The sequence below is a fragment of the Aurantimonas aggregata genome, assembly GCF_010500835.1.
Classification (GTDB): Bacteria; Pseudomonadota; Alphaproteobacteria; order Rhizobiales; family Rhizobiaceae; genus Aurantimonas; species Aurantimonas aggregata.
The window spans coordinates 129261-143303 of the sequence record NZ_JAAAMJ010000001.1 but is presented as its reverse complement, the minus strand read 5'-3'; the positions used below and the strand labels follow the sequence as shown (position 1 = coordinate 143303).

At 69.0% G+C, this 14043-nt stretch carries 9 protein-coding genes; 4 read left to right on the top strand and 5 right to left on the bottom strand.

Annotation, left to right across the window (positions count from 1 at the left end; translation table 11 throughout):
* Window positions 1-188 precede the first annotated feature (188 nt).
* Window positions 189-7214: an apolipoprotein A-IV repeat region-like domain-containing protein gene (locus GTW51_RS00665; RefSeq protein ID WP_163041965.1), complete on the bottom strand. Its 7026-nt coding sequence runs from the start codon at window positions 7212-7214 to the stop codon at window positions 189-191.
* 443 nt (window positions 7215-7657) lie between these two features.
* On the opposite strand from GTW51_RS00665, the gene GTW51_RS00660 reads away from it, so the two are divergent.
* Both GTW51_RS00660 and GTW51_RS00655 read left to right on the top strand, forming a co-directional pair.
* On the top strand, window positions 7658-8038 hold the full coding sequence (locus GTW51_RS00660; protein WP_163041964.1) for an Hpt domain-containing protein: 381 nt from the start codon (window positions 7658-7660) through the stop codon (window positions 8036-8038).
* Between the two features lie 208 nt (window positions 8039-8246).
* A complete protein-coding gene (locus tag GTW51_RS00655) occupies window positions 8247-8567 on the top strand; it encodes a 2Fe-2S iron-sulfur cluster-binding protein (protein ID WP_163041963.1) in 321 nt (106 codons plus the stop codon).
* A gap of 46 nt (window positions 8568-8613) precedes the next feature.
* Here GTW51_RS00655 and GTW51_RS00650 read toward each other — a convergent pair whose 3' ends face one another.
* A complete protein-coding gene (locus tag GTW51_RS00650) occupies window positions 8614-9234 on the bottom strand; it encodes a DUF922 domain-containing Zn-dependent protease (protein WP_163041962.1) in 621 nt (206 codons plus the stop codon).
* 157 nt (window positions 9235-9391) lie between these two features.
* Here GTW51_RS00650 and folP point away from each other — a divergent pair, with 157 nt between their 5' ends.
* The gene (folP, locus tag GTW51_RS00645) at window positions 9392-10252 is read left to right on the top strand and encodes a dihydropteroate synthase (RefSeq protein WP_163041961.1); all 861 of its coding nucleotides are present in this window, start codon (window positions 9392-9394) and stop codon (window positions 10250-10252) included.
* Window positions 10249-10767 carry a 2-amino-4-hydroxy-6-hydroxymethyldihydropteridine diphosphokinase gene (gene folK / locus GTW51_RS00640; protein WP_163041960.1) on the top strand — a complete coding sequence of 173 codons (519 nt, stop codon included), beginning with the start codon at window positions 10249-10251 and terminating at the stop codon, window positions 10765-10767. The genes folP and folK overlap by 4 nt, the downstream gene beginning before the upstream one ends.
* A 24-nt stretch (window positions 10768-10791) precedes the next feature.
* Here folK and GTW51_RS00635 read toward each other — a convergent pair whose 3' ends face one another.
* The 3 genes from GTW51_RS00635 to GTW51_RS00625 form a co-directional block, all read right to left on the bottom strand.
* Entirely contained in the window at window positions 10792-11325 is a 534-nt protein-coding gene (locus GTW51_RS00635) for a hypothetical protein (protein ID WP_163041959.1), read from the bottom strand.
* 84 nt (window positions 11326-11409) lie between these two features.
* Window positions 11410-12522: a YcjF family protein gene (locus GTW51_RS00630; RefSeq protein ID WP_163041958.1), complete on the bottom strand. Its 1113-nt coding sequence runs from the start codon at window positions 12520-12522 to the stop codon at window positions 11410-11412.
* Complete coding sequence (locus GTW51_RS00625; protein ID WP_163041957.1) at window positions 12519-13970, bottom strand: YcjX family GTP-binding protein; 1452 nt, start codon at window positions 13968-13970, stop codon at window positions 12519-12521. Before GTW51_RS00625 ends, GTW51_RS00630 begins: the two co-directional genes overlap by 4 nt.
* Window positions 13971-14043 lie beyond the last annotated feature (73 nt).

The window sequence follows — 14043 nt, the reverse complement described above, 5'->3', positions numbered from 1 at the left end:
TGCCAAAGCCGGTGACGAGCGGAAAGCTCATCACCGGCTTTGTCTTGCCGTATTTCAGGCCCGCCGCTTCGGCCGCACCGAACGCTCCGCCTGACCAAGCCCTAATGTCTGCCTCGAACGAAGACGGCGGCCGCTCCCTTCGAAGCGGCCGCCGTTCGTCGTTACCGATGGCGCGAAGGCCAGCTCTCTCAGCTGTCGAAGCGCCCCGAAGCGTGGGCCAGCATGGTGTAGACCTTGCCGGTGTCTGACGTCAGGTAGGTGTGTGTCGTCCGGTTCTCGGGATCGTTCTTGGAGACGTCGCCGAGCAGCGTCTCGAAGTCGCCGATATAGCGGTCGACGGCCTCGCGGAAGGTCGCGTCGCGCTGATATTTCCGGCGGATTTCGTCGAAGGTCTGCTGGCCCTTCATCGTGTAGAGCCGGCGGGTGAAGACGTTCCGCTCGCCCTTGCGATACCGGTCCCAGAGCTCCACCGAGGCGTTGTGGTCGATGGCCCGGGCAATGTCGACCGACAGCGAGTTGAGCGAGTCGACGACATGCTCCGGAGAGCGCTCGGTCGGCTGCGAGGCGGCGGGTGCCGGCCGTGCCGGGGCTGCAGCAGCGGGAGCCGCTTCCTCCTCGTCGCGCGAGGCGCGGCGCAGCAGATCCGAGACCCAGCCGCCGCCGGGACGCGATGCCCCGGCCTGCGGGCCCTGTGGCTCGGCGGGCCGTGCCGACGGACGCAGCTGCGACGGTTGCGTGGTCTGCGCCCGCTCGGCGCCGCGCATCTCGGCCGGGCCGGTGCCTGATGCCGTGCCGGCGGTCGACGACGGTGCCCGTGCCGGGGCGTCGTAGTTCGACCCCCGGAGATCACGCGCCAGATTGCCATCGGTCATGAACGATGCGGCGATCTGCGCCTCGACGTCACGCTCTTCCTCTTCGCTGAACAGCGCCTGGTCGGCCGGTTCCGAGGGCTTCGGTGCCCGCGGGCTCTCCGGCGCCTGCCGCTGCTGCTCGACACGCTGGGGCGCCGGGCGGGACGGTGCTTCCACGGTGGCCGGACGCTGCGCGGAACGCTGCGACGACACGTCGAAGGCGCGGCCGGACTGCGAGACGATGTCCGAGAGATCCTTCAGGGCGCGGATCTGGTCGGCGACGGCCCGACGCATGGCCTCGGTGGTCTCGCGGGTCTCCTCCGGCAGTTCGAAGACGCCGCGCCGGATCTCGTTGCGGGCGCTCTCGAGCTCCTCGCGGATTTCGGCGGCGGTCCGGCGCATCTCCTCGGTGGCGCCGTGGAAGCGCTGGGTGGCGTCCTCGACGACCGACTGGATCGAGCTGCGCATGGCCTCGGCGGCCGCCCGCGAGCGTTCCTCGGCACCCTGCATCTGGGCATCCGCCTCGCCGAGCTTCTCGCCGACTTCCGACGAGAGCCTTGCCGAGACCAGACGCGAGCGCTGCTCGGTCCGCTCGAACAGGCCTTCGATGACCTCCTCGAAGGAACGCATCAGTTCGCCGATCTCCTCCGACCGCTTGACCAGTCCGGACGACAGCTCCTCGATGCCGCCATGGCCGTTCTCGAGCGTCGAGCGCAGCGTCATCTCGCTGGCCTCGATCAGCTTGACGGCGTCGCCGAGGACAGCCCCGTGTTCCTGGAAGCGATCGGCAATGCCGGCGACCTTCGAGAAGGCGCTCATCGACAGATGATCGAGGCGCTCGACATTGCTTTCCAGCAGGCGTGAGGAGAGCGAGATCGAGTTCGAGGCCTGCTCGGCGCCCTGGGTGAAGCGGGTGCCGGTTTCCTGCAGGGTCGCGTCGATCGCCCCGAGATTGCTGGCCGCTTCCTGGACGAGGCCGCGCAGCGATCCGCTGGTCTGGGCGAGCCGGCCGATCAGGCCGCCGACTTCGCGCTGCAGCTGGTCGCGCATCTCGGCGACCAGGCCGACGGCGGTCGAGGTCTTCTCGTCGAAGGCCCCAAGGATCTCGCCGGACGACGCGCTGAGGCTCTCGATCGTCTCGCTGGCACGGCGGCCGAGCGCGGCGACGAGGGCGGCGTTCTCCTCGCGCATCCGGTCGGATGCGTCGCGGGTGCTGCGTTCCAGCAGCCGGGCGAATTCCGAACCGTTCTCGCCCAGCTGGTCGAACATCGGCCGCGCTTCCTCGTCGAGGACGCGGGAAATCTCCGACGTGCGGGCGCTGAGCAGCGCGGCCAGCGTCCGGGTCTTCTCGTCGATATCGTCGCCGAGGATCTTGGCGCGGGCATCGATCTCCTGCTCGGACCGGGCGAGCCGGGCTACGAGTTCCTCGCCGACATTGCCGGCGCTCTCGAGCAGCTGTTCGCGCGCCCGGTCCGTCTCGACGCGGATGGCGCCGGAGATCGAGGCGAGCTGGCCGGCGAGTTCGCCGCCCCGCGTCAGGATCTCGGTCCGGGCCTGGTCGGCATCGCGCAGGAAGGTCTGCGATGCCTCGGCGAGTTGGTCGTGGATCGACCGTGTCGCTTCCTCCAGGTCGGTGCGCAGCGGGTTGGCCGCCAGCATTTCCGACAGCCGCTCGGTGACCGCACCCAGTTCCTCGGTGAAGCGCTGCGAGCGCTGCTCGAGGGTCTCGGCGACACGGTCGGTCTCGCTACGAATCTGGTAGGAGGCGCCGGTGAGCCGGCGGGCGAAGCCGTCGGTGTTCTGCTGCATGGCGGCCTGGGCCGCCTCGGTCATCTCGCGCATCCGCTCGGCGGCGCTCTCCACCTGCGTGGCGATCTCGCCGGCATCGGTGACGAAGCGGTCGCGGCCTTCCTGGCCGGCCAGGCGGAGCCTTTCGCTCGCCTCGTCGACGCTGGCGGCGAAGCTGCCGCTATTGCGCTCGAATTCGTTGGCCACGGCGATGGTGATGCCGGCCAGACTGTCGGCCAGCGCCGCGCGCTGCTCGGCGAGGCCGTTGCGAACGTCTTCGGCTTCGGACTGCATCCGGCCGGAGAGATCGGCGATCGACCGTGCCAGTTCTTCCGCCTCGGTGGCGAAGCGGGTGCGCGACTGCTCGGACAGCGAGCGGATGACTTCCGCCGCGCCGCTGATGTTTTCCGCGATCCGGCCGCCTTCGTCGACCAGCGACGTGCTGGCCTGCGACGCCTTGGTCGACAGATCGTCGGCCAGCGCGCCCAGACGCTCGGCGAGACGGTCGGCCTCGCCGGACAGGCGCAGCCGGGCCTCCTCGCTAGCGGTGAGGAAGATACCCTCGATCCCGTCGACGCTCTCAGCAATCTTGCGCGTCTCGCCTTCGAGGCTCTGGCGGGCCCGGGCGGCTTCCTCGCCCATGGCGGCCGTGGCGCTGGCAATCGTCTGGCGCAGCGTGTCGGCGATGGTGGCGGTGCGGGTGTTGAGCGTCCGCTCCACATTGCCGAGGCCGCGGTCCAGCGCCGTCGAGATCGCCTCGGTACGTTGGTCGAGCGCGCCGGTCAGGCTCGTCGAACCCGTCTCCAGCGCCGCGAGCAGTTCGTCGCGACGGATTTCCAGCGAGGTCGAGACGTCGCCGACGCTCTGCTCGATGACACGGCGGACGTCGTCGGCGCGGTCGCCGAGGGTCGCGGCCGCCGAACGGGCAGCCTCCTCGACGATGCCGGCGATGCTGTCACGGCGCTCCTCGAGCGCCGAAGCCAGCCGCAGATCGGCCTCGATGATCGCCTCGGCAATGCCGGCGACGCGCTCTTCCATGGCCGCCGCGATCGAGTCGCGGCCATTGTCGAGTTGTTCGCCGATGCGGGCGGTGCGCTCGTCGAGGCCGGCGAGCAGCGTGCCCTCCGATCCGTCGATGACGCCCTGCAAGGCGGCCAGCCGGTCGTCGAGCCCGTCGACCAGAATGGCCCGTGCCTGTTCGATGACGCCGCGGAGCGCCGCCGTGCGGCCGTCGAGGCTCTCGCCGACGCGCATCACCCGCTCGCCGATCTCGCTGGCCAGCGTCTCGGTGCGGAGGTCGAGGTCGCCGATGAGCGTGCCGTGGCCGTCCTGCATGATCGTGCGGATCGCTTCGAAGCGGCCGTCGAGGCCATCGCGGAGCGAGATCTCGACCTCTTCGGCGGTCGAGCGCAGCTTGCCGACGCGCTCGTCGAGACCGTCGACGAGGAGGCCGAGCGCGTCCTGCACGGCAGCCAGATGCGTGCCGGCGTCGATGGCGATGCGCTGGCCGAAGCTGCTGGTGCGCTCGTCCATCTCCTCGCGGAGCCGTTCGGTGTTGCGGTCGACCTCGCCGACGATGGCGAGGCGCGAGCCGTCGATGACTCCGCTGAGCGACTGGACGCGCTCGGCAAGTTCCTCGGCGACGTTCTTGACCGCCTCGTCGAAGCTGCCGGAGATCCCGGCAATGCGCTCGTCCAGCGAGACGAGGAGGTTCTGGTGGGTCTCCTCGGACAGGCTGCGGAGGACGCTCGCCCGCTCGTCGAGCGTCGTGCGGATCGCCTGGTGACGCTGGTCGAGACCGGCGAGGAGGTCGTCCTGCGCCGTCGACAGGATCGTGTGGCTGGCGGCGAGGCGGTCGGCGAGGCCCATGGTGAGCGCCCCGGTCCGCTCGTCGATGCCGCCGATGAGGCGGGCGGATTCGTCCTCGATCGAGTCGTGGAACTGGCCGACCCGCTCCGACAGCAGGCTGGCGATCGCCTCGATCCGCTGGTCGAGGCCATTGACCAGGCCGTCGCGGCTCGCCGCCACCAGGCTCTCGATGGCGTCGCGCCGATCGTCGAGCAGTTGCGCCAGCGTGCCGGTCCGGTCGTCGATGCCGCGGGCGAGAGCCCCCTCGGCACCGCCGATCAGATCCTCCATGCGGGCGACGGTGTCTTCGATGGCGCGGGTCAGGCCGGCGCTCTTCTCCTCGAGATTGCCGAGCAGGCTCTGCTGGGCAAAGGCGAAGGTGGCTTCGAGGTCCTCGCCGTGCCCGACGATCGCCTTCTCGATCGAAAGGACGCGCCCGTCGAGCGTCTCGCGGAAGCCGGCCGTGCCGCGATCGACGGCGGCCTCGATCTCGTCGCGGCGCTGCGAGAGAAGGTCCTCGAGCCGTGCGGCGGCGCGCTCGATGGCGGCGTCCATGTCGCCGGCCTTCTGGGCGATGCTGTCGATCCGGCCGTCACTGGCCAGGTCGAAGGCGAGCAGGCGGTCGTCGACGGTGCCGGCAAGCTGGCCAGTCCGCTCGTCCATGAGCGAGGCGAAGGTGGCGATGCGCTCGTCGAAGAGGTGGCGCAACTCGTCGGTGCGGCCTTCGAGCGTCGCCTGTGCCAGGGTGACGGCGTCGCCGGCCTTCATCGTCAGCTCAGCCTGGCCGCTGGCGAAGGCATTGGCGATGTCGCGGGTGCGATCGGCGAGGGTGCGGGCGAATTCTAGCGAGCGGCGCTCCAACGCGTCGGCGATCCGGTCGCCGGAGCGGTCGATGGCGTCGCTGCGCTGGTCGAGGGCCGCGACGAGGGAGTCGCCACGCTCCGAGAGCGCCCGCTCGATCGTTTCAATGCGGTTGTCGAGGCCGCCGAGAATCCGGGTATTGGCATCGTCGAGCAGGCGGCTCGCCCGCTCGGTGCGCTCGCCGAGGCCGAGCTCGAGCGTCTCGATGAAGCGCTGGGAGTCGGCGTCGAGGCGCTCGCGGCGGTCGTCGACGGTTTCCACCAGGTGGGTCAGCAAGAACTGGTTCTTGTCGCCGATCTCCCGCATCCGCTCCTCGAAGGCTTCTTCGAGGCTGGTGAGGAAGGTCTGGCCCTCCATCGCGAGGCCGATGGAACGGCCGTCGAGCGCTTCGGTGAGGTCGGTGAGGAAACGCTGGCTCTCGCCGGCGATGTTCTGGCCGCGCGTCTGCATGAGGCCGGAGACGGCGTCGCCGGTGGCGGTCAGCTGCGCGGTGACGTCATGGCCGATTTCGGAGAGACGGCCGACGATGGCGCGGGAGCGGGAATCGAGATCCTCCATCCGCTCGTCGAACTGCCGGCCGACATCCTCGCCGGTTGTGATCAGGCGATGCGTCGCGTCGTCGGCGCTCTGGCCGAGACGTGCGACGAGGCTTTCGGTGTGAGCCGTCAGGCTATCGTTGGCCTTGCGGCTGCGGTCCTCGAAGGCTTCGACGAGATTGCCGCTGCGGGCGGCGAAGTCCTTGTTGAGGACCTCGCTGCGCTCGTCGAGCAGGGCGGTGAAGCGGTGCGAGGCATCCTCGATGCGCTGCAGGATCTGGTCCGACGCCCGGTCGACGTCCTCGACCAGACGCTGATGCGAACCGACGACGGTCGAGCGCAGGCGCTCGCCGTGCGTCAGCATCGCCTCGCGCTCGGCGCCCAGATCCTGCACGAGGGTGCGGATCTTGACCTCGTTGTCGGCATAGGCCCGCTCGAGCGCGCCGACTTCCTTGTGGACAATGTTCTCGAGGTCGGACGTGCGCGCCAGAGCGCGCTCGACGCCTTCACCCAGCGCCGCCACTTCGCGGCGAACGGCCTGGCCGACGCTCATCACGCGTTCGGTGGCGACCGTTTCGGGCTCGGCGAGGCGCAGCGCGACTTCGGCTAGCGAGCGGCTCATCAGGCGGAGTTCGGCCGAACGGCGGACCATGACGGCGAAAGCGAAGATCAGCAGCACCGGCACGAAGGCGATGGCGGCCAGCAGGGCGATCTCGCCCTGGCGCGACGGATCGGCGACGCCTTCGCTCAGCGAGGCGATGTCGTAGAGGCTGTAGGCGAGGAACCCGGTGAAGCCGAGCCAGGCCACCGAGACGGCGAGGGCGATCCACAGCGGCGCCTTCGAGGCGCGGCGGGTCAGCAGCGCGTCGGCCATGACGGTCGAACGGCGTTCTTCGTCGTTCGCCGGGGGCTGGGCATAGGCGCGGGGGGTGTCGCTGGCGGGAACGGGGCGATGGACGGCTGCAGCGGGCGCAGCCGCCGGCGTCCAAGCCTCATCGCCGGCTTCGCGGCGAAGGCCAACCGTCTGCGAAGGGTCTGCCGCGGTCACATCGACGCTGTCGAGATCAGATGGGCTTGCCGCTTCGCTCGCCTCGAACGTGTCCCCCTGGTCGCCGCGCAACTGACCGGCGGTTTCGCTGATCTGGCGCTCGAACTCATCCAGCGAGAACTCGATCTCGGCGTGCTGGACGGACTCGTCTTCCATCAGCGTGCCCGACGCCTCACCTGTCTCGTCGTGGATCTCGGGCTCCCCGAGATCGGCCCTGAGGGCAGCCTCGAGTTCGTTGACTGCCTCGTCCGAAAGCTGATCGATAGGATTGGTCTTAGACATGGCCGTCGCGCCTCAATACTCGTTACTACGGACCCACTCCGGCGAGGGTCGCCAAACAGACGTGCACGAGGGGTTGGAAGCCCCGTCCGATTCCGGCATGCTGGCCATCGGCGGTAGGCGCATAGCCTCCAGCCGGCAGTTTCGCATGATCCATGGTAGATAGCGACTGCATCGAAAGAAACCGTAAAACCGCCGGATACCTACAAGTTTAAACATAAGGTTAACGGCTTTACGAAAATCCGACACGTTCTGGCCGCAGGCCCTGCCGCACCGCCGGTCTTCTGACCTGGCCATCGTTAACGGCGGTTGCCGATCGGCTCATTCCGCCGTTTCCGATTAATCCTTCATACATGCTGTCGCCAGATGATGGGACGTTCCGGTGTCATGCCGGCACGTCCCAGGACCGCGGCAGATGCCGCCGTCGGGCGATGAAGGAGACGGGGATGCTTCTGGCGGCACTCAAGCCGGAAAAGTCGAAAGTCGGCGATGCGGCCGCCGGCGCGCCATGTCCGTCCCGGCGCCGGCCCATCGACCTCGTCCATCTGGCACGCCAGACCTGCGGCGACCGGGCGCTCGAAGCCGACGTGCTGGGCATGCTGGGCCGTCAGCTCGACACCTTGATGCGGCGTCTCGACGGGGCGCGCGAGGAGGACCGACGCCAGATTGCCCATTCGCTCAAAGGAACGGCCCGCAATGTCGGCGCCTTTCGGCTGGCCGACTCCGCCGAGCGATACGAGACCGCGCTCCGGGACGAGACGGCGCTGGCGCAGCTGCGCCTCGAGGCCGAGGCAGTCTCCAGCTTCGCCCGCTCGCTGATCGACTGAGCGAAACGAAACCCCGCAAGGGGCCTCGCAAGAGTTGACTTCAAGGGCCTGCCGACCTTAACAAACCGGCTGCCTGCCGCTTTCGGCAACGGGTTCGCCCGTTGGTCGGCGGGCGGGGCGCCGGATGGCTCATCCACTCCCGTCTCGTCTCGTTTCCCGCCGTGGGAGGGGCGACGTCATCGCCCGCAATCCTGGAACGAGAGACCTCATGGCCAAGCTCACCTTCGTCACGCATGACGGGCAACGCTACGACATCGACGCCCCTGTCGGGACGACGGCGATGGAAAACGCCATCCGCAACGACGTGCCGGGGATCGAGGCGGAATGCGGCGGCGCCTGCGCCTGCGCCACCTGCCACGTCTATGTCGATGAAGCCTGGACGGCGAAGACCGGCGAGCCGGAGGCGATGGAAGAGGACATGCTCGACTTCGCCTTCGAGATGCAGCCGAATTCGCGGCTCTCCTGCCAGATCAAGATCCGGGACGACCTCGACGGGCTGGTGCTGAGGGTTCCCGAACGCCAGGCCTGACGGCGCAGAGCCACCTGCTTATCCAGAGCATTCCAGCGAGCGTCGGTTAGCGGACGTATTCCTGCATGGTGCGCGACAGCGCCCGACGCAGGCGGAAATTGACCTCGCGGCCCTCGATCGTGTCGAACTCGATCTGGGCGCGTTCGTGCGAGGCGAGATAGCGCTGGGTGATGTTGTTCACGTCGGCTTCCATCGCCGCGCAGCTGGGCTGCGTCCGCAGATTGCGGATCGCCATCTCCATCCGCTTCAGCCATTCCTTGGCGATGTCCGCATGGCGGTTCTCGTGCCGACGGATATCCTCCTCGAGCGTTCGCCAGACCATGACCGTCTCCGGTGCCACCCGCTTCGGCGGAGTCCAGCGGGGCAGGGTCATGTTGAGCGTAAGGCTGAGATTGGTCTGGTCGACCTGACAGCCGCTGGCATCCCGTTTGTAGGTCACCTGACCGTCGAACTTGACCTCGGTCGCGCCGGGATGGCGCAGGCCGGTCTCGGCGACATAGGGACCGCTGCGGCTGAGATCCCGATCGAGTTCCTCGAGCGTCGAGCCCTTCACGGCGAAGTAGGTGGTGCGCTGGGTGACCTTGGCCGCCTCGGCGGGCAAGGCATGGGCGAGCCCGACGCCGAGCGCCAGGACGCCGATCAACGGCAGGCCCCTGTTCGTCCGCATTCTGCAACGATCCTTTGCCTGTGAGGCGGCTGGCGATAGCATGAAGGATCACGCTAACCCATCGCCGCCGCAACACAAGCGGCCTCGCGCACAATTGCGCGGCGCCCGGTGGCGCGTTACCCACGACGCCGAACAGCATCATCTGGCGGGAGCGTCCATGGACGTCATCGAACCAAGGGGCGGTACCTGGCAGGTCGGCCATGGCCGCAGCGTCGAGCTCGGCGGGGTGGCCTGCATCATGGGCATCCTCAACGCGACGCCCGACAGCTTCTCCGATGGCGGACGCTACGCCAGTGTCGAGGCTGCCGTGGCGGAATCGCTGAAGATGGTCGCCGAGGGGGCCAGCATCGTCGACATCGGCGGCGAGTCGACGCGGCCCGGAGCGACGCCGGTGGACGCTCTTGAGGAGCAGCGGCGGATCCTGCCGGTGATCGAGGAACTGGCGCGCCGGTCCAACTGCCTGATCTCGGTCGACACCTATCGCTCGGAGACCGCACGGCTGGCGGTCGATGCCGGGGCCCATATCGTCAACGACGTCTGGGGCGCGCAGAAGGATCCGGCGATCGCCCGGGTTGCCGCCGAGACCAGGTCGGGCCTCTGCATGATGCACACGGGACGGGAGCGCGAGACGCTCCCCGATGTCATCGAGGACCAGTTCCTGTTCCTGCGCCGCTCGCTGGAGATCGCCCGCGGGGCGGGCGTTGCAGACGGTGCCATCGTGCTCGACCCGGGTTTCGGCTTTGCCAAGGACGGGCCGGAGAACATGATCCTGATGGCCCGCTTCGCCGAACTGATGAGCTTGGGCTTCCCGCTGCTCGTCGGCACGTCACGCAAGCGCTTCGTGCGCGGCGCGATCGGGCGCGCGGATCCAGAGCCCGACATCGCCTCGGCGGCAACGTCGGTGCTGCTGCGCGAACGCGGGGCGGATATCTTCCGGGTGCACAACGTGCCGGCCAACCGCGACGCGCTGATGATCGCCGATGCCATGCGCCGCGCGCTCCAGGGGGAGCGCTGGTGAGCGTGACTGCCTGCCTCGGGCTCGGCGGCAATATCGGCGATCCGCGGGCGACGATGGCGGCGGCCTTGCGCCTGATCGACGGACGGGCCGATTGCGATGTCGTTTCAGCCTCGCGGCTCTACCGCACGCCGCCCTGGGGCAAGACCGACCAGCCGTGGTTCTTCAATGCCTGCGCCATGGTGTCGACGACGCTGTCGCCGCGCGACCTCTTGGAACTGTGTCTGGCGACCGAGCGTAGCTTCAAGCGCGAACGCCGGGAACGCTGGGGGCCGCGCACGCTCGATCTCGACGTTCTCGATTACGGCGAGCGGCTCTACGCGGACGACGCGCTCATCCTGCCGCATCCGCGCGTGACCGACCGCGCCTTCGTGCTGATCCCGCTGGCCGAGATCGCGCCAGGTTTGCGGATCGGCAACCGTACGGTCGCCGAGTGGGCCGCAGCCGCGAATCCTGAGGGCATCGAGCCCGCGAGCGTCGACGGGGAATGGTGGCGGGAGCCGGGCGGGGACTCGTGACCCCGGCCCGGTTTCTCGGTGATGTTACTCGGTGAGGGCGCTCTGGCGGACGGCGCCTGTGCGCTTGAGGTTCATGCCGATGACCGGCACGAGATCCGAGGCGACGCGGACAGAGACGGTGATAGCCATCGTGTCTTCGTCGGCGAGCCTTGCGATCATCGCGCCCTTGAGCTGCTTGCGGTCGAGGCTGACGACGATCCGATCGGCACCGACGTCGCCGGAGACGATGTCGAGGCCCTTGCCCTTGGCGCCGTCCTGGAACGCGCCGGTGTAGCCCTTGCCGCCGCGGGTCACCTCGGCCCGCATCGGCTGGGAGAACAACCCGACCCGGCAGGAGCCGTCGAGCGCCATGCCGACGCTCTTGGCGTGCTGGGTGCCGGCGAAGTCGCAGATGAACTTGGTGCCCTTGTACTTGCCGGCGACGATCTCGCCGGGGCCGGACCAATGGCCGACGACCTGGCGGAAGAACGTCTCGTCGTTCTCGGCGAAGGCCGGCGAGGCGAGGCCGGTAGAGGCGGCGATCGCGAGAGCGAGACCGGCCTTCAGAATGCGGGACATGGGCGGGACCTTCCTGACGGGCGCAAGCGGTTGTTTCACCAATCTTTATCGCTCGTAAGGGTTAAGAGAGCCTTGCCAAGGAGTTCACAAATCGTTCGGACCGGCTTCGGCCGGACGCCGGCGAGCGGCGGACCCGCCGCCGATCGAGACGAGTTCGGAGAGGATGTCGCCGATGCGCGGACGCCGGGTCCGCAGGAAAGGCAGCGGCCGACACAGATCCATGGCGGCAAGGCCGACCCGGGCGGTCAGGAGGCCGTTGACGACGCCTTCGCCCATCCTTGCCGAGAGTTTCGCGGCAACGCCGTGGCCGAGCAGCTGCTGCATGACGCCATCGCCGATCGCGATCGAGCCTGTCACGGCGAGATGCGCCAGAACGTCGCGCGTCAGGCGGATCAGGCCGAGCGTGCCGGGCCGCGCGCCATAGAGCTCCGACATGTGGCGGATCAGCTTCACCGTTTCGAACAGCACATAGGCGACGTCGACCAGCGCCTTCGGGCTGACGGCGGTGACCACCGAGACCCGCTTGGCGGAGGCGAGGACCAGGGTGCGGGCAGCTGCGTCGAGTGGCCCGAGCAGTTCACGCTCGGCGAGCGCGATCAGGTCGGCGCCGTCAATGACCTCGTCGTCGAGTTCGGCGAGGCGCGCCCGGCCATGGGCGGTCTCCGGCCGTCCCGACAGGAGGGTGGAGAGGGAGCGCACCACGGTCCGCGCGTCGCTCGCCGAATTCGCCTCGTACGCGGCAAGGCCGTCGCGGCGCTCGCGGTCGACCGCCGACAGGCGCATCAGGCCGATCGCCTCGCGGGCAGCAAGGCCTACGGCCCCAATCACCAGCAGCACCGTGACGCCAACCGCAAGCCAGCCGAGCCAGTCATAGCGCGCAAAGAGGTCGCGGATCAGCGCATCGATCGCCAGCGCGACGCCGAGCGACACCAGCACGCCGAGGGCAGCGATGAAGAGCTTGCCGAAGGAAAAGCGGCGCCGGCGCCTTGTCGCGGGTGCGGCCTCCAGTGCTTCCAGGGCCTGGCGTTCGATGGCGTCGTCGGGCTCCAGCGCGACGCGCGACAGATCGTCGATCGCCCGTGGAGCACGCGTCGGGACGACACGCTCCTCTACAGGGGAAGCCCGGGCGAGGCCGGCTTCATCGAGGCGATACGCACCGGGACGGCGGGTGGGCCGGGAGTCGTCGTCGTTGCTCATGCCAGCCGGTCTCCGAGGAGGAACTGCAGCGCGCGGTCAAGGCGGATATGGGGCAGCGACAGCGTCAGCCCCTCGGCCGTGCGCTCCAGCCGCGGCGGGCGGAACCGCACGAAACGGATGCCGTCCGCCGGCTTGCCGGCGTTCGGCAGGAACAATCGGGCCGGGTCGCTCGGCAGGTCGCCGGGGAACACCGCTGTCTCGGTCTCGCCGTCGAACGTGTCCCGGCCGATCGTCTCGCCGGCGGCAGGGGTGCCGACGATCACCGGCAGACGGTCGTCGCCGTCCGTGACGGTCGCCTCGCGGGTCGCCCGTACGGCCGCCAACGCCAGCACATCGGTCTCGGCGCCGGAGAATTTCGCCCGGGCGATGGCGTCGTCGAGCAGCCGGCGGACGATCGCCTCGAGCGGCCGGTGGCTGTCGCGGTGCAGATGGTCCGCCTTGGTCGCCGCGACGAGGATGCGGTCGATGCGGCGTGTCAGGAAGGAGCCGAGCCAGCTGTTGCGGCCGGGGCGGAAGCAGCCGAGGATGTCGGCGAGCGCGGTTTCGAGGTCGCGCACCGCCTCGGGGCCGGCATTGATCGCCTGCATGACGTCGACCAGCAGGATCTGCCGGTCGAGCCGGGCGAAATGCTCGCGGAAGAACGGCTTCACCACGACGGTCTTGTAGGCCTCGTAGCGCCGCGCCAGGAGCGCCGCGAGCGAGCCCTTCGGATAGGTCCGGCCGGGCTCGACCGGCAGCGGCGCGAAGGTCAGCGCCGGGGAGCCCTCGAGGTCGCCCGGCATCAGGAAGCGGCCGGGGGGAAGCGTCGACAGGGCGGTCGAGTCGTCGCGGCAGGCCTTCAGGTATTCGGCAAAGGCGGTGCTGAGCGATTGGGCAGTCGGCTCGTCGGCCGGCTGGCCGAGATCGAGACCGTCGACCAGCGCGAGGAACTTGCCCGCCATGGCCTGGCGCGAGGGCAACCGGGCCCGTTCGAGCGCCTCGGCGGAGAAGCGCGCGAAATCCTTGTCGAGCAGCGGCAGGTCGAGCAGCCACTCGCCGGGATAGTCGACGATGTCGAGCGACAGCCGGCCGCCGGAGAACATGCGCGACCAGCCGGAGGCGGATTCGTATTCGATGGTGAGGCGCAGCTCGGAGATCGCCCGCGTGGATTTCGGCCAGGCGCGGTCCTCGAGGATGGTGCGGATATGCTCCTCGTACTGGAACCGCGGCACGGCGTCGTCCGGCTGCTCCTCCAGGTAGCTGCGCATGATCCGGCCGCTGGCCTGCGCCTCGAACAGCGACAGGCGCCCGCCATGCAGCAGATTGTGGACGAGGGCGGTGATGAACACGGTCTTGCCGGCGCGCGACAGGCCGGCGACGCCGAGCCGCAGGTTCGGGTGGAAGAGGCCGGTGGTGCGGTCGGCGAAATTGTCGAGGACGAGCCGCGCCTCGTCGGCAAGGGAGGTCATGAACGCGCGGGTATCCTCTACTCTGGCTGCGAGGTCGATATAGGAGACCTGTGCCGGCGCCGAAAGCCCGACC

Coding starts and splice junctions, on each gene's coding strand:
- GTW51_RS00665 (WP_163041965.1), bottom strand. CDS start 7,214: ATGTCTAAGACCAATCCTATCGATCAGCTTTCGGACGAGGCAGTCAAC.
- GTW51_RS00660 (WP_163041964.1), top strand. CDS start 7,658: ATGCTTCTGGCGGCACTCAAGCCGGAAAAGTCGAAAGTCGGCGATGCG.
- GTW51_RS00655 (WP_163041963.1), top strand. CDS start 8,247: ATGGCCAAGCTCACCTTCGTCACGCATGACGGGCAACGCTACGACATC.
- GTW51_RS00650 (WP_163041962.1), bottom strand. CDS start 9,234: ATGCGGACGAACAGGGGCCTGCCGTTGATCGGCGTCCTGGCGCTCGGC.
- folP (WP_163041961.1), top strand. CDS start 9,392: ATGGACGTCATCGAACCAAGGGGCGGTACCTGGCAGGTCGGCCATGGC.
- GTW51_RS00635 (WP_163041959.1), bottom strand. CDS start 11,325: ATGTCCCGCATTCTGAAGGCCGGTCTCGCTCTCGCGATCGCCGCCTCT.
- GTW51_RS00630 (WP_163041958.1), bottom strand. CDS start 12,522: ATGAGCAACGACGACGACTCCCGGCCCACCCGCCGTCCCGGTGCGTAT.
- GTW51_RS00625 (WP_163041957.1), bottom strand. CDS start 13,970: ATGACCTCCCTTGCCGACGAGGCGCGGCTCGTCCTCGACAATTTCGCC.